The sequence below is a fragment of the Flavobacterium jejuense genome (assembly GCF_006491595.2).
GTDB classification, from domain to species: Bacteria; Bacteroidota; Bacteroidia; order Flavobacteriales; family Flavobacteriaceae; genus Flavobacterium; species Flavobacterium jejuense.
On the sequence record NZ_VEVQ02000014.1, the window covers coordinates 101,715 to 119,905 of the forward strand.

Genomic DNA, 18,191 nt, shown 5'->3' on the forward strand with positions numbered 1-18,191 from the left:
TGTTAATTTTGGATACTTTAAATCATACCATTTCAAAACCATCTCTTTTTTCAAGTTTTGTTGCTATTACAAAAGCTAGATTGGCTATAAGTGTAGTTTTTTCTACATTGGCAGGCTATTTATTAGGGGTTTCAAGCTGGACAAATCAAAATTGGATTTCCTTATTGCTTTTGGTAATAGGAGGATACTGTATGGTTGGTGCTTCAAATGTTTTTAATCAAATTATTGAAAAAGATTTGGATGCATTAATGGATAGAACTAAAAATCGTCCATTGCCATCAGGAACAATAACAAAACAAAATGCTTTTGTATTAGGAATTGTTCTCACAGTTTTAGGTTTAGCAATTTTGTATTATGTGAATGCAAAAACGGCTATGTTCGGTGCTATATCTATCTTCATGTATGTAAGTTTATATACACCTTTAAAAACGATAACGCCTCTATCTGTCTTTGTTGGCGCTTTTCCAGGTGCTATTCCTTATATGTTAGGTTGGGTTGCTGCAACAGGTCATTTTGGTATAGAAGCTGGAACTTTATTTATAATTCAGTTCTTTTGGCAATTTCCTCATTTTTGGGCTATTGGCTGGTTTTTATATGAAGATTATAAAAAAGCAGGTTTCTTTATGTTGCCAACAGGAAAAAGAGATAAAAAAACTGCTTTGCAAACTATATTATATACAGTTTGGATGATTATTGCTTCTGTTATTCCAGCATTTGGATTCACAGGTAAATTATTCTTAACTAAATTTTCTGCAGCTATAGTTTTATTGTTAGGTTTGTGGATGTTGTTTTATGCAATAAAACTTTATAAAGAAATGGATTCGAAAGCAGCTAGAAAATTAATGATTGTAAGTGTTTCTTACATTTCGTTATTACAAATAATATTTATTTTAGATAAATTTTTAAGATAAAATGGAAACAAAAATGACTTTAGAAGAACACAATGCCAGAAAATCAAGAACATATAAAATGTTATTGATTTTTGGTATGATGAGTATATTAATGATTTTTGCTGGATTAACTAGTGCTTATGTAGTTAGTAAATCAAGACCGGATTGGTTGAATGAATTTCAATTGCCTACTGCTTTTATATGGAGTACTTTGGTTATGTTAGCAAGTAGTGTTACATTTATTTTAGCACTTAAAGCAATAAAAAGATCAGATAGTAAATCTACTATGTTTTTGTTATGTTCAACTCTATTGCTAGGGGTTTTATTTGTCTTTTTTCAATTTAAGGGTTTTGGTCAAGTAATAGAAAACGGCTATTTTTTTACAGGAAGTGAAAGTAATGTAACAACTTCTTTTTTATATATTGTTGTTTTAGTACATTTGGCACACCTTTTAGGAGGTTTTATTTCATTAATTATAGTAATTTATAATCATTATAAACAAAAGTATAATGCTGTACAAACCCTTGGTATTGAACTAAGTGCGATGTATTGGCATTTTATGGATTTTATTTGGGTATATTTGTTTTTATTTTTCTATTTTTTCAAATAGAAAAAAAGTAATAAATTTGGGAACTTTTTAACAATTAAATTTTATGGGAGCGACAGTTACTACACATGACGATCACGCTTTGCTAGACGGAGGACCAGGACCAATGGGAGCAACCTATGGTAAATTAATGATGTGGTTTTTTATCCTATCGGATGCATTAACATTTTCAGGATTCCTTGCGGCTTATGGTTTTTCAAGATTTAAATTTATAGGAACTTGGCCTATAGCTGATGAAGTGTTTACACACTTTCCATTTTTACATGGTGTAGATGCACCTATGTATTATGTGGCTTTAATGACATTTATTCTTATTTTCTCTTCGGTTACTATGGTTCTTGCTGTAGATGCAGGTCATCATTTGAAAAAGGGGAAAGTTGCTTTTTATATGTTCTTTACTATAATTGGTGGTCTTATTTTCTTAGGTTCTCAAGCTTGGGAATGGAAAAATTTCATCAAAGGAGAATACGGAGCAGTTGAAACTAAAGGAGGTTCAATACTTCAATTTGGTAAGGTAGATAAAGAAGGGAAATTTGAAAGAGTAGCTTTAGCTGATTTTGCATTAGTTTTGCCAGAAGAAAGGGAACAATTGACCCGTAATGAAGGGGTTTGGTTTATGGAAGAATCGTCATTGCCTTCGTTTTCTGTAAATGAAGTAGTGGAAGGTTTTAAAGCAAAAAATGATTTAGTTATTTTGACTGAAGAAATACATGATAAAGAAAAAGTCGCTTTAAATAGAACACAATCCTTAGCTAGAATAAATGATGCAAAATATGTTGTGGAAGGAGCTAATTTAGTTAGAAACGAATACGGACATAAATTATTTGCTAATTTCTTTTTCTTTATTACAGGATTTCACGGATTCCACGTTTTTACAGGAGTACTTATTAATATTATAATCTTCTTCAATGTTATTTTAGGAACTTATGAAAAAAGAAGAAGTTATGAAATGGTTGAAAAAGTTGGATTATACTGGCACTTTGTAGATTTAGTTTGGGTATTTGTATTCACATTCTTCTACTTAGTATAATTATATAAAAAGAAAAGTTATGGAACACGCACACGAATCAAATACAAAAAGAATCTGGATCGTTTTTGGACTTCTTTCAGTAATTACAACAGTTGAAGTTGCTTTAGGTATTATTAAACCAGATTTTTTATTTAGAGGGCATTTTTTGTCAACTAGTATCTTAAATTGGATATTTATTATTTTAACATTAGTTAAAGCTTATTATATCATGTGGGCTTTTATGCACTTAGAAGGTGAAAAAGCTAGTCTACGCTGGTCTGTAGTGGCTCCATTAATATTTTTAATACTTTATTTATGTTTTATTGTCCTTGTTGAAGGAGATTATATTTATGAAGTGTATAAAAATGGTCACTTAGAATGGATATTTTAACTTTAGTTTAGATATATAAAATCCCGATAATCATCGGGATTTTTTTTACTTTTGTATTTCTAAATAATGCCTAAAAAGTTTACTAGATGAAAAATAAAGTTGTACTTGTCATTCTTTTCATTTTACCTATAGTTACCTATCTTATTTTTGCTTCTGCTAAACATAATTCTTTATTTCTACCAACACTTTCAGAACACAATACAGAAATACCTAAAGATTGGTCTTCATTAAGAAATGAAAATATACAATTGAAAGATAAAATTACTGTTTTAGGTTTTACAGGATCGGATATGGTTGAATTTAAAGCCAATATGTTTAATCTTAATCAAAAAATTTACAATAAATATTTTGGATTCGAAGATTTTCAAATGGTGATGATAGCACCTTTAGGAACAGAAAGTGAAATTCAAAAAATCATATCTGAGTTAGATCGTATTACAGAAGATATGAAAGGCTGGAAATTTGTATTCGCTTCTCCTGAAAAAATTCAAGAATATTACACTGGTTTGCATTTGAAAACCAATTTAAATGCGAATTCAGGCACGTCTAATGTTATTATTTTGGATAAAAACATAAATCATAGAGGAAGAATTGGTAAAAATAGAAAAGGGGAAGAAGAATTCAGAGAAAGTTATAATTCATCATCGGCTGCTGATTTACATAATGAAATGACTGATGATGTAAAGATTATCCTAAGGGAATATCGATTGGCTTTAAAAAAGAATAAAAGAAAGGATGAATTCAAAGATAATATTGTAAATGAAGTAGAAAAGTCTTCACAAGCTAAATAATTAATTTATGAAAAATAAATCATATATTGGGATCACTTTTATTGTTCTGATTTTCGGAATTTGGGCTATCCCAAAAATAATAGCAAAATTCCAAAAATCAGATTTGTATACTATGGGGCATGTGCCTGCTTTTGAATTAACTGATCAGAATAATAAAAAAATATCGGATAAAGATTATTTAGGTAAAGTTTATGTAGTAGAATTTTTCTTTTCTACTTGCCCAACTATCTGTCCTATAATGAATCAGAATATGTTGTTGTTGCAAGAGGAGTTTTATGGTAATCCGAAATTCGGAATTGCTTCTATAACTATCAATCCTGAGTTCGATACTCCAAATGTATTAAAAGAACATGCTGATTTGTTAGGTGTAAAACATTACAATTGGCATATGTTAACAGGAGATAAAGAGTATATTTTTAAGTTAGCAAATCAAGGTTTTAATATTTATACAGGAGAGAACAAAAAAGTAGCTGGTGGTTTTGAACATTCAGGTTTATTTGCCTTAATTGACAAAGAAGGAAATATTAGATGTCGTAAAGACGAATTTGGAAACCCTATTTTATATTATGATGGCATTGAAAAAGAAGGTATTCAGGCCATAAAAGACGATATTAAAAAATTATTAGAAGAATAAATTTTTGAAATTGGAGATATTAAATTCTAATTAGAAAAATTTCTTATTTGGTATTCCAAAAATATATATTTAAACGAAATGGAAAATAATATAGAAACAAAATATAATAAACTAATTACAGTATTATCAATAGTAATTCCTGTTGCTGTTGCAGCGCTTTTTGGAGTTAGTTTTAAGCGTTTGGGGTTAGATGTTAAGCCTTTTACTTTTTTGCCTCCAATCTATGCTACTATAAATGGAATTACAGCGGTTTTATTAGTAATTGCTATAATTGCTATTAAGAATGGTAAAAGAAAGTTACACGAAAGCTTAATGAAAACCGCTATTGGTTGTTCTGTTGCTTTTTTATTGTTGTATGTAGCTTATCATATGTCTTCGGAATCAACAGCTTACTTAGGAGCTTACAAGCCACTTTATTATTTTATTCTGATTAGTCATATTGTTTTATCTATTGCTATTATTCCTTTAGTTTTAATTACCTATGTAAAAGCTTTAGCAAGACGATTTGATAAGCATAAAAAAATTGCAAAAATTACTTTTCCTATTTGGTTATATGTTGCGATTACGGGTGTTGTAGTGTACTTAATGATTTCTCCTTATTATGCTTAACGAAGAACAAAGAACAAAGAGCAAAGATAAAAGATGGTCTAGTAGAAGGGTTTTCTTAGTTCTATTCTTTATATTCTATTCTCTATATTCTTTTCCTCAATGCGCTATGTGTAGAGCTGCTTTAGAAAGTGAAGAAAGTGGAGTGCAAGCTGAAGCTATAAATGATGGAATTGTATACCTTATGGTGATTCCATATATATTAGTTGCATTAGCTGGTTATGCTATCTATCGAATGAAATATGCTAAGAAAAAGGAGAAAACTGAATAACCTTATTCCATTCCATCAATTGTTATCTTCATTTTTCCATTGGTGGAAATAAAAGCAATAATTGCTTTATTGGTTAATTCTACTTTGTCAAAAGTAAAATCGCTCATCGTTCCATTTACAAAGACACCTTTCATAGGTGAGTAGTTGTTTAAATAAGTAGCCATGCTTTTTTTGCCTTCGTCCATATTTTCTTGAATGGAATACCTACAGTTTTCCTGAATGGCTCTTAAAATACTTCCTTGTGCTAACCAATTGGCCGATTTTAATAAAACACTTTTAGTATTTAATACATAGTCTAATTTGTCAAAGAAAATTTCTTTCGTAACACTGTTGTATTGAGGATAGCCTGTTAAATAAATTGTTCCATTTACCGAACCTGTTAAATTTAATGCAATTATTAATTTTCTCTCATTTTGCCAAAGTGTAACTTTCTGAACGGTTACTTTTTTACTACCAGAACCAAATTCTTGCCCTTGGAAATTCTTGGTAATTACTTTTGAAGCACTTTCAAAAGTAGAAACTGCAGCAACGGCCACTTCAAATTCATTTGGAATTTTTGTAACGGGTTTTAAAACCAACTTATTTTTATCAAATGTATTCTTTGGCTCTTGACCTATCATGGTTTGCATAGTGCATTTTAACCCCATATCCATGGTTATTTTGCTGTTTTTTAGTTCAGCTTCTGTTACATATAATTCTACAGGAGCTAATTTAAACCAAGCTTCATAAGCGTCATTTGTCAAAAAAGGAGTGCTTATTTTTTCCATTGCATCTAAAACCATTGGTTTAAAATCGCAAGACGAATCAATAGCTTCATCAATCATTTTGGCTATTTTGTTTTTGAAGATAGAAACTGTCGGATTGATTATATAAGTAATAGGTACTTTTTTGCCTGCAATGATAATATTAGGACTTTCACTCCATTTAAAGTCCTGAATAGTTGAAGTTGTGGTTAATTTCCAATTGTATAAATGTGCTTTACTATTGAGTGTAATTATTCCATTTAAATTAATTTCTTTAGTGTCATTTAGTCCCATAAAACTGGTTCCATATCTTATTTTAGTCCAAATTTTTAACGGAATTTCGGAAATAATTTCTCCATTGGTTTCTGTTAAACGTATAGGAGCGGTTTTCCAAATTTTCATTTCGGTATCATCATCATTTATATCATTATCTTCATAAATTAACCCATCCATGTTTTTATTTAAAAGTGTTTCAATATCTTTTAAATTAATTTCTGTGGGTAAAGAAATAAAAGAAGTTTTGTTTTTAAAAACCATAGGACTATCGTCGGATAAAGGAGGTTTTAAAGCTTCAATTTTACTGGTTGTACTACAAGAAACTAAGATGAACAAGAAGGATAGCACTAAAAGTAGGCTTATGATGTATTTCATTTTCAATTAATTTGAATACAAAAATAAAATATTATACGATTAGTGTAACAAAAACTTCTTTTTTTGGTCTTATAAGAAAATTCATTTATAATTCATACATAATGATAACTAAAAGAATACTTATTTTTTTCTTACTCATAGGAATAAATGTTTTTGCACAAGAAAAGAAATGGACTTTGCAAGAATGTGTAGACTATGCGATCAAGAATAATATTTCAGTAAAACAATCGGAGCTAGATTTAAAGACTTCTGATGTAGAAAAATTAGAAGCTATTGGGGGTTTCTTACCTAGCCTAAGTGGAAATGCTAATTATAGTATAAACACGGGTGCTAATATTAATCCAGCAACCAATCAATTTGAAAATCAAACTTTTAAATCTTTTTCTGCATCAGCAAATTCAAGTGTTACTTTGTTTAACGGATTGGCTAATTGGAAAACATTGCAACGTACTAAATTAAACAAGATAGCAAATGAATATCGTTTAGATAAAATGAAAGATGATATTGCCTTATCAGTTGCAAATTCTTATTTGCAAATTCTTTTTAACAAAGAGCAATTAAAAGTTCAAAAAAATCAAAATCAAATTACAAAAGAAAATATTAAGAGGACTCAACAGTTAATCGAAGCAGGTTCAGTTCCAGCTGGAGATATTTATGAATTACAAGCTACAGATGCAACGCAAGAACAACAAATCATAAGTACAGAAAACACTTTGATTATTTCTAAATTAGCACTCTGTCAAACTTTATTATTAGAAGATTATGCAACTTTTGATATTTCTGATGAAACAATAGATATTCCAATGACAGATATTGTGAATGAAAGTCAAGAAGCGATTTTAGAAAAAGCAAGAGAAGCTGTTAAAGACATTAAAATTGCTGAATCAAATGTTTCCATTGCTAAAAAAGACTTGTCTATAACACGATCAGGATACTTACCTACTTTAACTGGTTTTGTTGGATATAATACTAGATGGTCTGAAAGTGCTGTGTTAAATTTTGTTGACCAACTGTCTTTATTCGACGGTACTTCTATAGGTTTACAATTAAATGTTCCCATTTTAAATGGATTCTCAACAAGAGGTAGAGTACAGCGTTCTAAGATTAATTTACAAAGAACAGAATTTCAATTAACACAAGCGGAATTAGATTTAGAAAGAAATGTTTATCAAGCTTATAATGATGTAGTAAATGCAAAAAAATCTTTTGAAGCCGCAGAAAAAACACTAGAAGCAAGAAAATTAGCATATGATTTTGCCAAAGAGAGATATGAGGTAGGATTGATGAATTCTTTCGATTTTTCACAATCTTCAATTACTTTTGAGAATGCTCAATCTGAAGTGTTAAGAACAAAGTATGATTACATATTTAGAACAAAAATATTAGAATTTTATTTCGGAATACCATTAATTCAAAAACAATAAATCATGTCAAAGAAATCGATATATATCTTATTAGGAACTGTTATAGGTTTAATCGTGCTTTTAGTTGCATTAAAAAAAGGAGGCGTTATAGGTAATAATGATGATAGTAAAGAGGTTGAAGTTACCAAAGTGAGCCAAATGTCTATCATAGAAACAGTTTCTGCAACTGGAAAAATTCAGCCAGAAATAGAAGTAAAAATATCATCTGAAGTTTCAGGAGAAATTATTCAATTGCCAATTAAAGAAGGACAACAAGTGAAAAAAGGAGATTTATTAGTAAAAATAAATCCAGATATATATGTTTCAGGTGTAAATAGAACAGCCGCTTCATTGTCCACTACAAAAGCAGGTTTAAGTCAGGCAGAAGCTCAAGTAAAAGAAGCAAAGGCTAATTATGATAGAAATAAACCTTTATTTGAAAAAGGAATAATCTCAAAATCAGAATGGGATAAAGTTTTATCGGCTTATGAAGTAGCTGAAGCAAACAAACAATCAGCCTATTTTAATGTCCAAAGTGCTTCGGCTACTTTAACAGAAGCGAGAGATAATTTAGGAAGAACTACTATTTATGCTCCTGCAGATGGAACCATTTCATTATTGTCTGTGGAGTTAGGAGAACGTGTTTTGGGAACCCAACAAATGGCTGGAACTGAAATCCTTCGTGTGGCTAACTTAAATAATATGGAAGTAGAAGTAGATGTCAACGAAAATGATATTGTTAAAGTAACAGTTGGTGACTCTGCTAAGATTGAGGTAGATGCTTATTTAAAGAAAGAGTTTAAAGGAGTTGTAACTAGTATTTCTAATTCGGCTAGCTCAGCTTTAACTGCTGACCAAGTAACAAATTTTAAAGTAAAAGTTAGAATATTAAAAGAGTCTTATGAAGATTTGTTAAAAGGGAAAGCACCGAATTATTCTCCATTTCGTCCAGGAATGACTGCAACGGTAGATATTATCACTACTAAAAAGGAAAATATTATTGGAGTGCCAATTAGTGCTGTTGTAATTAAAGAGGATACTACTTCTTCTAAAAAAGATATTGTTGCTGAACTTGAAAAAGAAGAAAAACAAAATAAAGGCACTTACAATCCTGATCAAAAATTTGAATGTGTTTTTGTGAAAGTAGGTGGTAAAGCAAAATTAAGAGTTGTAAAAACAGGAATTCAAGATGATACAAACATTGAAATCAAGGAAGGTTTAAAGAAAGGTGAGGAGATTGTTACAGGTCCTTATACTATGGTTTCTAAAGATTTGAATACCAATGATAAAATAAAAACAGCAGGAGATAAAGACGATAAAGTAAAAAAGTAGTTGAATAGTTAAGGTTATTTTTTTGAGACGCAAATTTTATTTGCGTCTTTTTTTGTATTACTAAATTACTACTTCGTATTTTTGTATTTATAAAATTTAACAATGTCTATCATTTTAAACATAGAAACAGCAACTAAAAATTGTTCAGTTTCATTAGCTAAAGGAGGAAAAACGATTATCTGCGAAGAAATTGCAACAGAAAATTTTTCTCATGCAGAAAAATTGCACGTTTTCATAGATGCTATTTTAGAGAAAACTAATTTGACTTTTAAAAATATAAATGCTGTTGCTGTAAGTCAAGGCCCTGGTTCTTATACTGGATTACGAATAGGTGTTTCATCTGCGAAAGGTTTATGCTATGCATTGGGTTTGCCAATGATTGCTATTGATACATTAGAATTGCTAGCTAGAAGAATTAAAATTGAGAATGGAATTATTATTCCTATGATTGATGCTAGACGAATGGAAGTATATACTTCTTTTTTTGATAAAAATCATTTAAAAATAAGAGAGACAAAAGCAGAAATTATTGATGAATCTACTTATAATGAAATAAATGACACGATGCATTTAGTTGGTGATGGGGCTTTAAAATTCAAAGAAACTTTAACAACTGCTAATTTTATTTTTTATGATGAAGTAGTGTATCCATCTGCCAATGAAATGAGTGCGCTTTCCTTTGAAAAGTACAAAAAAAGCGACTTTGTAGATGTCGCTTATTTTGAACCTTTTTATTTAAAAGATTTTGTATTAAATAAATAATAGTTACTTCTTTTTAATTTCTACTTGATGTGGGTAAGGGATTTCAATGCCAACTGCATCAAAAGCTATTTTACATTGTTCAAGTGTTTCACTATGAATTGTTAGGAAGTTTTCAGCATTTGTCCAAGGTCTAACTGATAAATTAATTGAGCTATCTGCTAATTCCATTACTAAAACTACTGGTGCAGGTTCTTTTAGGACTAAAGGATTTTTGTCTAAAACTTCCAAAATAACGTCTTTCACTTGTTTTAAATCAGAATTATAATCGACTCCAATAGTTAAATCTAACCTTCTAATTCCTTCTTGGGTATAATTTTTTATAATACCATTTGATAAAGATCCATTTGGTATATAAACCGTTTGATTATTACCAGTTAATAATCGTGTGTTGAAAATTTGAATTTCTTTTACTGATCCTATTTCTCCTTGTGCTTCAATAAGATCTCCAAGTTTGAAAGGTTTGAATAAAATAATTAAAATTCCACCTGCAAAATTTGATAAAGATCCTTGTAATGCCAAACCTACAGCTAAACCAGCTGCCCCTAATATAGCAACAAAAGAAGAAGTTGGAACTCCTAAGTTTGAAATTACAGTTATGAAAACCAGCACTCGAAGGGTCCAAAAAATAAAATTGCCTATAAAGTTCGAAAGGGTAATATCTACTTCTCTTTTAATTAAAACCTTTTTTATTGTTTTTGTAAGAATACTTGTTAGCCAAAGTCCAGCAAATAAAATTATTATTGCCGTAACAACTTTTGGAGAATATTCAACAATTGTATTTATTATTATTTCGGTGTATTTTTCAATTTTTTCTGTAGTCATTCTCTATTTGGTTTATAATATTTTCTATTTTAATTTCAGGAATTTGACAAGTCCTATTACTACAAAGGTAAAACAAGTCTTGTTCTTTATCAAATCTATCATTTAAAAAAGGAATATTAGTTTCGGCAGTACTTCCAGCTACTATTATATTGGGAAGGTATCTGTTATTTATTTTTTTTATATTTTTTAAAGCATTCGTTCCACAAACTGCTAGTTCTTTTTGATTGTCTAATGTATTCATCCAAAGAGAAAGCCAGTTTGAAAAAGCAGAGGCATAATCTATAGTAGGAAGAATGATTGCTAACATGTTTTTGTACACTTTTTCATAATAGGAATTTTCATAATAAATGCTCAAGGCATATAAATTATGTCCCATAACCGAATTTGAAGCAGGAATTACATTGTCTTCAATTTCATAATGAGAGGCAATCAGTGCATCCGAATTTCTTGAGGTAAAAGAGAAGAATTGTTCATTCTCATTATAAAAATGCTCCAAACAATAATCGGTTAGTTGTTTGGCATTTAACAAGTGTTTGTAGTCTAATGTAACTTGATAAAGAGTAATAAATGCTTCTATAGTAAAAGCATAATCTTCTAAGAAACCTTCAATTTTACTAGTGTTTTTTTTATAAGTATGCCAAAGGAACCCTGCTTCATTCCAAAGTTGGTTAGTAATAAAATTAGCAATATTGATAGCTTTATCTAGGTGTTTTTGGTTATTCAATGCTTTATAGCTATCGACAAAACCTTTGATTAATAAAGCATTCCATGATGTAATACTTTTATCATCTAATCTAGGCTTTTTTCTTTCTTTACGGATGATGTAAAGTTGTTGCTCCCAATTTTTCTTTTTCTCCTTTAAAGTGTCAACTGAAATAGCATTTGCTGAGGCAATTTCGATTAAAGATTGATTTTGAATTAAAACATATTTCTTCTCTTCTTCCCAATAGCCAAAAGAATTAATGTTAAACACATTAGCAAACAAATCAAAATCATCCTTTAAAATTGATTTTAATTCCTCTTTGGTCCAACTATAAAAAGCACCTTCTTCTAAGTGATTTTGTTCATTTAAACTATCTGCATCAAGAGAGGCAAAGTATCCTTTTTTATCATTTAAGAGTTCATTGTCACAAAATAGGATTGTTTTTTCTATGACTTCTTTGTATAATTCATTTTTGGTACGTTTATAAGCATTTGCATAAATCGAGAGGAGTTGAGCATTGTCGTATAACATTTTTTCAAAATGAGGAATATGCCATTTGATGTCAACCGAATATCTAGAAAAACCACCTTCTACAGTGTCAAATAAACCACCATAAGCCATTTTTGTCAAAGTTGTATCTACATGTTTTAAAATAGATTGGTCTTTATTTTGGAATCCATAGCGCTGAAGAAACTCTAAGTTTGTTGGCATCATAAATTTAGGAGATCTTGAATAACCTCCATATTCTAAGTCAAAGCTTTTTTGCCATTTTTCAATTAAACTAAAGGCTTGTTTCTTAGAAAAAATCATATCTGAATTATTTTTTTGAACTAATCCAATTAACTGAATACCTTCATGAAGTTTCTCAGCATATTCAATCATTTTTTCAGGATTGGTTTCAAATAAAAGCTGTAATTGCTCTAATGCATTTGTCCACTCTTCTTTTTTAAAGTAAGTGCCTCCCCAAACAGGTCTTCCGTCTGGCAAGCAAACTACATTTAGTGGCCAGCCACCTTGACCACTCATTATTTGGATAGCTTTCATATAGATGGCATCAATGTCTGGTCGTTCTTCTCGGTCTACTTTTATTGAGGTATAAGAAGAATTCATTACTTTGGCTACAGCTTCATCTTCAAAAGATTCGTGTTCCATGACATGACACCAATGGCAAGCAGCATAGCCAATACTTATGATTATAAGTGTGTTGTTTTCTTTAGCGTGTTGTAAGGTTTCTTTATTCCATGCTTTCCAAAAGATTGGGTTTGTAGCATGTTGTAATAAATAAGGACTATTTTCTTTCTGTAATTCGTTCATATAAAGTTATAAAAAAAGCGTTCAGTAGAACGCTTAAAGGTAAATAAAGAATTAAAATTAATCTAATTCAAAAGTGACTTTTAAATTTACTCTAAATTCAGTTACTTGGTCATTCTTAACAGAAACACTTTGATCTTGAACATAAGCAGAACGTATGTTTTTTAATGATTTTGATGCTTTTTCAATAGCTTTTTTTGTAGCATCTTCCCAGCTTTTATCTGAACTTGATAATACTTCTATAACTTTTAATACTGCCATAATTGTTTGTTTTTATTGTTAATAATTAATTTAAAGGTAGGTAAATGTTCGTTATATTGCAAATTATATATTTTCAAAAATTAAAATTAATAACGTTAACTTAACATTGGAAAGAAATAGTTAAAGGACTTTTGCACTAGAATAAATTTTAAGATTAAATGGAACAAATATATCTTGTAATGCTTATTGCATTGGCTCTTTTAGCTTCAATAGATTTAATGGTTGGTGTAGCTAATGATGCAGTTAATTTTTTAAATTCAGGAATAGGATCAAAAGCAGTATCTTTTAAAACCTTAATGATTGTAGCTAGTATTGGTATCGCATTGGGAGCTTTGTTTTCTAGTGGTATGATGGAAATTGCTCGTAGTGGGATTTTTGTACCAGCTATGTTTACGTTTAACGACGTAATGATTATTTTTCTAGCAGTAATGATTACGGACGTATTGTTGTTAGATATTTTTAATTCATTAGGACTACCAACATCAACAACAGTTTCAGTTGTGTTTTCTTTATTAGGAGGAGCTGTTTGTTTGGGAATATATAAAATGATTACAAATGATGATAATACAAATTCAATTTTAGATTTTATCAATCAAGCTAAAGCAACTGAGATTGTAACCAGTATACTGTTATCTGTTGTTCTTTCATTTTCAATAGGTGCATTGGTGCAATATGTTTCAAGGATTATTTTCTCATTTCATTATGAAAAAAGAGTGAAATATTTTGGAGCTATTTTTGGAGGAATTGGAATTTCTGCAATTACTTATTTTATTCTCTTTAAAGGACTTAAGAGTTCTTCGTTTATGACAACTGATTTGAAAGAATTAATGAAAGAAAATCAGTTGTTAATCATAGGAATAAGTTTTTTATTTTGGACTGTCTTGTCACAAGTTTTAATTACTTTAAAAATAAATATCTTTAGAGTAATTATTATCGTCGGAACTTTTGCATTGGCACTTGCTTTTGCAGGAAATGATTTAGTGAACTTTATAGGTGTGCCTATTGCTGCATTACAATCATATGATATATACATTGCTAGTGGAAGTGATTCTACTATGCTTATGGGTGCATTAGCTTCTTCAGAATTGAAAGCTAACTTTTGGTTGTTGTTAATTGGTGGCGGAATTATGGTATATACCCTTTGGACTTCAAAGAAAGCTAAAGAAGTTATTGCTACAGGTGTGGATTTGTCTAGACAAAGTGAAGGAACAGAGCGTTTTGATGCAAATAATACATCAAGAGTTATAGTTAGAGGTGTAATGTATGTTGGGCAAGTATTGAATTATTTTTTACCAAAATCACTAGAAGTTAAAATCGATAAGCAGTTTACAAAAGCAAAATCTACTTTTAAGAAAAGTGAAGAACCGGCTTTTGATATGGTGAGAGCTTCTGTGAATTTAATGGTAGCTAGTATTTTAATAGCTATCGGAACTTCATTGAAATTACCATTATCTACTACTTATGTAACATTTATGGTTGCTATGGGTACTTCTTTTGCTGATAGAGCTTGGGATAGAGAAAGTGCAGTATATAGGGTTGCTGGAGTTATTAATGTAATAGGAGGTTGGTTTGTAACAGCATTTGTTGCTTTCTTAATGGCTGGAATTATTGCTGTATTATTGAACTTTGGTAAAGTTTTTGCCTTTTTTGCTCTGATGGTTACAGTGGGAATTTTATTGTATAGAAGTGCTAGAAAGCATATTAAGAAAACTAAAGAAAAAGAAGAAGAAGTTAAACTTAAAAGAGAAGATATCTTTTCTATTAAAGAAATTATTTCAGAAAGTTCTTCGCAAGTAGGTAAAGTTATTCGTAAAACAAATACTTTATATACAGATGTTATTAATAATCTTGGTTTACAAGATCTTGCTAAATTAAAAGAGAATAAAAAGAAGCTTAAGAAGTTAGAAAAAGACATAGATGATCTGAAAAGTAATGTGTATTATGTAATTAAAAATTTGGATGAAACTTCTCTCGAAGCTAGTAAGTTTTATGTTCTTATTTTAGGATATTTACAAGATATGGTTCAATCAATAGGTTATATTACTTTGAATAGTCATTCGCATATTAATAATAATCATAAGCAATTGAAGTTCAATCAAATAAGGGATTTGAAATCTGTTGATAATAAATTACAAAGCTTATTTGAAAGACTAGATGCTGCATTGCAAAAAGAAGATTTTTCTCAGATAGATGAAATTTTAAAAGAGAAAGGTAGGCTTTTAGATTCTATATCAGAATTGATTCAAAAACAGATTATTAGGATAAGAACAACAGAGAATAGCCCAAAAAATAGTAAGTTGTATTTTGGATTGCTTTTGGAAACAAATGATTTAGTAAAAGCTACAATGAATTTATTAGAGTTATTCAAAGAATTTAATAAACAAATTGATAAAAAGTAAAATAAAAAAAATCTATAAAAAACAAAGAGCACTTTTTTAAGTGCTCTTTGTTTTTTATAGATTTTAAGGTATTTCTAATAGTTAGGCATTAATTGCTTCTACTACAATTTCATTGTCGTTTAGCATTTGTTTCAACATATTTTCAATTCCACTTTTTAATGTGAACGTAGAAGAAGGGCAACCGCTACATGCTCCTTGTAGAATTACTTTTACTTTTTTAGATTGATCGTTATAGGATTCAAACATAATATTTCCCCCATCACTTTGAACAGCAGGCTTAATATACTCTTCAAGTATGTTAATAATTTGTTGTGATGTAGTGTCTAAAGTATCAAAGTAAGCTTCTTGCTGTTTTGTATGAGTTTCTGTTTTTGTGATAAGAGACTCATCTACTACTATATTTCCGTTTTCAATATATTCTTTTATGAATGTTCTCAATTCCATAGTGATTTCATTCCAATCTGCAATTTCATATTTAGTGATGGAAATGTAGTTCTCATCTATAAAAACTTCTTTTACAAATGGGAAATTGAATAATTGTTTAGCAATAGGTGATGCAATAGTATCATCAATATTTTTACATTCAACTAATGTTTTCGTTAATAGTTTGTTGCAAACGAATTTTTGAACAGCAGGATTTGGAGTAGTTTCAGCATAAATTGTTATAGGCAGTTTTTTGCTAGATTTAGCTTCTTCTTTAATGATTTCTCCTCCTTTCAGAATAAAATCTTTTATTTGTTCAGAAACAGCTTCTTGAACATCTTCCCATTCCACTATTGAAAACTTTTCAATAGCAATAAAATTACCTGAAATATAAACTGTTTTTACAAAAGGCAAATAGAATAATTGCATCGCTAAAGGCGAGTTTTTGGTCTCGTCAATATTCTTAAATTCAAAATTTTGTCCTTTAATTATACTTTCTTCTAGTTCAAACTTTAAAACAGAAGGGTTATTTGTGCTTTTTATCGATATTTTTGACATTATAACGTGGTTTTTGCAAAGATACAAACATTTAATTTTTGATTATTTATATTTGTTTTAAACAACCAATTTATTAACAAAACTACAACAATTAAATAACCAAATGAAACAACACTACTTTTTTATCTTATTTTTTTTGTTATCTGTGATAGGTTTTTCTCAATCGATTACAGTAAATACATCAACTTATACAGTACCCGAATTAGTCCAAGACGTTTTGATTGACTCACCTTGTGCTATAGTGTCTAATATTAGTTCATCAAGTCAATGTGGAATTGGTTATTTTCAATATGGAGGAACCAATTTCGATTTTTCAGAAGGAATGATTCTTAGAAGTGGAAATGTAATGTCTACATCTGGACAGTATACAGGTAATAATATGTCTACCACCTGTTCTAATACCACAGATGCTGATTTGTTAAATATAAGTAATACCAGCGGACAAGCTCCAAGTCTAATTAATGACGCCACTTTTGTTCAATTTGATTTTACACCTTTGACAGATAATTTTAGCTTTAATTTTATTTTTGCATCTAATGAGTATGGAGCGTATCAATGTGATTTTGCGGATGTTTTCGCGTTTATATTGACGGATTTAGATACTGGAGCCGTTACTAATTTAGCTGTCATACCTGGTACAACTACACCAGTTTCTGTTGTAAATATTAGAGATACAGCTAATAATGGAAGTTGTCCTTCAGCTAATATGTTATTGTTTGATACTTATAACGTTGGTTTGCCTGCTACTTCAACGGTAATGAATATGAGAGGATATACTGTTCCTATGACAGCAGCAGCTACAGTAATACCTAATAATAATTATAGAATAAAGTTGGCCATTGGTGATTATGGAGGAACATTTTCTCCTTTTAGTGATGATTTATTTGATTCAGCAGTTTTTATAGAAGCAGGAAGTTTTAATGTTGGAACTGCAAATTTAACTTATCCAGTAGGTGTTGGATTTGAAACAGCGGACTTAACTGTAGCAAATGGTTTTGCTTTATGTCCAGGTGATACTAAGCTTCTAGATACAGGTTTAGATCCTGCAGATTATAATTTTGTTTGGACTTTAGATACTGGTTCAGGACCAAATGTTCTTGCTAGTGAAACTAATGAAACATTATTAGTAACACAGCCAGGGACTTACTGTGTAGAGGCTAGTAATGTTTCTGGTGGGAGTTGTATTCAAAATGACTGTATTATTGTTGAATATTTATCTGATATAGCAATCAATAATCCAGCTACAGATTTGCAGAGTTGTGATGAAAATTTTAATTTAGATGATAATATACCTGCTGTTCTAGGTCCACTGAATCCATTTAATTATGATGTTTTATACTATTTAACAGCTCAGGATGCTATCGATGGTACGAATCAAATTTCTTCAACTTTTGTTGATACTAATCCTCCAACGACTATTTATGTTCGTGTAGAAGACTTTATGTTGTCATGTCCAGCATATTCACAGTTTGATTTGATTACCATTCCATCATTATGCGGATTTACTATCGTTCAACCTTCAGATTTATATGCGTGTGATGATATTAGTAATGATGGTTTTGAGATTTTTGATTTAACGAGTCAGAGTGCTACGGTATTAGGGACAAATAATCCTTCAAATTAC

Annotated in this window: 18 protein-coding genes; 13 read left to right on the forward strand and 5 right to left on the reverse strand. The window is 29.8% G+C overall.

Annotated features, from left to right (window positions below; genetic code table 11):
• The first annotated feature begins 8 nt into the window (after positions 1-8).
• The 8 genes from cyoE (at position 9) to FIA58_RS17565 (ending at position 5,199) form a co-directional block, all read left to right on the forward strand.
• The gene (gene cyoE, locus FIA58_RS17530) at positions 9-911 is read left to right on the forward strand and encodes a heme o synthase (RefSeq protein ID WP_140964016.1); all 903 of its coding nucleotides are present in this window, start codon (positions 9-11) and stop codon (positions 909-911) included.
• Between the two features lies 1 nt (position 912).
• Positions 913-1,500: a cytochrome c oxidase subunit 3 gene (locus FIA58_RS17535; protein ID WP_140963998.1), complete on the forward strand. Its 588-nt coding sequence runs from the start codon at positions 913-915 to the stop codon at positions 1,498-1,500.
• 43 nt (positions 1,501-1,543) lie between these two features.
• Positions 1,544-2,527 (forward strand): cytochrome c oxidase subunit 3, encoded by a 984-nt coding sequence (locus FIA58_RS17540; protein ID WP_140963999.1) that lies wholly within the window; start codon positions 1,544-1,546, stop codon positions 2,525-2,527.
• A gap of 19 nt (positions 2,528-2,546) precedes the next feature.
• Positions 2,547-2,897, forward strand: coding sequence for a cytochrome C oxidase subunit IV family protein (locus FIA58_RS17545; RefSeq protein WP_140964000.1), 351 nt, complete (start codon positions 2,547-2,549; stop codon positions 2,895-2,897).
• Between the two features lie 86 nt (positions 2,898-2,983).
• Positions 2,984-3,688 (forward strand): hypothetical protein, encoded by a 705-nt coding sequence (locus FIA58_RS17550; RefSeq protein WP_140964001.1) that lies wholly within the window; start codon positions 2,984-2,986, stop codon positions 3,686-3,688.
• 7 nt (positions 3,689-3,695) lie between these two features.
• Positions 3,696-4,322, forward strand: a complete 627-nt coding sequence (locus tag FIA58_RS17555) for an SCO family protein (RefSeq protein WP_140964002.1) — start codon at positions 3,696-3,698, stop codon at positions 4,320-4,322.
• 78 nt (positions 4,323-4,400) lie between these two features.
• Entirely contained in the window at positions 4,401-4,931 is a 531-nt protein-coding gene (locus FIA58_RS17560; protein WP_140964003.1) for a DUF420 domain-containing protein, read from the forward strand.
• Positions 4,924-5,199, forward strand: a complete 276-nt coding sequence (locus FIA58_RS17565; RefSeq protein ID WP_140964004.1) for a hypothetical protein — start codon at positions 4,924-4,926, stop codon at positions 5,197-5,199. The genes FIA58_RS17560 and FIA58_RS17565 overlap by 8 nt, the downstream gene beginning before the upstream one ends.
• Positions 5,200-5,201: 2 nt before the next feature.
• Here FIA58_RS17565 and FIA58_RS17570 read toward each other — a convergent pair whose 3' ends face one another.
• Positions 5,202-6,593, reverse strand: a complete 1,392-nt coding sequence (locus tag FIA58_RS17570; RefSeq protein WP_140964005.1) for a DUF4403 family protein — start codon at positions 6,591-6,593, stop codon at positions 5,202-5,204.
• Positions 6,594-6,694: 101 nt separating this feature from the next.
• On the opposite strand from FIA58_RS17570, the gene FIA58_RS17575 reads away from it, so the two are divergent.
• From FIA58_RS17575 to tsaB, 3 genes are all read left to right on the forward strand, one after another.
• Positions 6,695-8,017 (forward strand): TolC family protein, encoded by a 1,323-nt coding sequence (locus FIA58_RS17575; protein ID WP_140964006.1) that lies wholly within the window; start codon positions 6,695-6,697, stop codon positions 8,015-8,017.
• 3 nt (positions 8,018-8,020) lie between these two features.
• Entirely contained in the window at positions 8,021-9,328 is a 1,308-nt protein-coding gene (locus FIA58_RS17580; protein ID WP_140964007.1) for an efflux RND transporter periplasmic adaptor subunit, read from the forward strand.
• A 102-nt stretch (positions 9,329-9,430) separates the two neighbouring features.
• Positions 9,431-10,090 carry a tRNA (adenosine(37)-N6)-threonylcarbamoyltransferase complex dimerization subunit type 1 TsaB gene (tsaB, locus tag FIA58_RS17585; RefSeq protein WP_140964008.1) on the forward strand — a complete coding sequence of 220 codons (660 nt, stop codon included), beginning with the start codon at positions 9,431-9,433 and terminating at the stop codon, positions 10,088-10,090.
• A gap of 3 nt (positions 10,091-10,093) precedes the next feature.
• On the opposite strand, the gene FIA58_RS17590 is transcribed toward tsaB, so the two are convergent.
• The 3 genes from FIA58_RS17590 to FIA58_RS17600 are packed head-to-tail and all read right to left on the reverse strand — an operon-like array spanning position 10,094 to position 13,187.
• Positions 10,094-10,912, reverse strand: coding sequence for a mechanosensitive ion channel family protein (locus tag FIA58_RS17590; protein ID WP_140964009.1), 819 nt, complete (start codon positions 10,910-10,912; stop codon positions 10,094-10,096).
• A complete protein-coding gene (locus FIA58_RS17595) occupies positions 10,893-12,929 on the reverse strand; it encodes a thioredoxin domain-containing protein (protein WP_140964010.1) in 2,037 nt (678 codons plus the stop codon). Before FIA58_RS17595 ends, FIA58_RS17590 begins: the two co-directional genes overlap by 20 nt.
• A gap of 57 nt (positions 12,930-12,986) precedes the next feature.
• Entirely contained in the window at positions 12,987-13,187 is a 201-nt protein-coding gene (locus FIA58_RS17600; RefSeq protein WP_140964011.1) for a dodecin family protein, read from the reverse strand.
• Positions 13,188-13,345: 158 nt separating this feature from the next.
• Between FIA58_RS17600 and FIA58_RS17605 the strand changes: the two genes are divergently transcribed.
• Positions 13,346-15,586: an inorganic phosphate transporter gene (locus FIA58_RS17605; RefSeq protein WP_140964012.1), complete on the forward strand. Its 2,241-nt coding sequence runs from the start codon at positions 13,346-13,348 to the stop codon at positions 15,584-15,586.
• Positions 15,587-15,667: 81 nt separating this feature from the next.
• Here FIA58_RS17605 and FIA58_RS17610 read toward each other — a convergent pair whose 3' ends face one another.
• Positions 15,668-16,567: a NifU family protein gene (locus FIA58_RS17610; RefSeq protein WP_140964013.1), complete on the reverse strand. Its 900-nt coding sequence runs from the start codon at positions 16,565-16,567 to the stop codon at positions 15,668-15,670.
• A gap of 103 nt (positions 16,568-16,670) precedes the next feature.
• On the opposite strand from FIA58_RS17610, the gene FIA58_RS17615 reads away from it, so the two are divergent.
• Positions 16,671-18,191, forward strand: a 1,521-nt coding sequence (locus FIA58_RS17615) for a choice-of-anchor L domain-containing protein (protein ID WP_208022831.1), incomplete at its 3' end; no start/stop codon positions are given.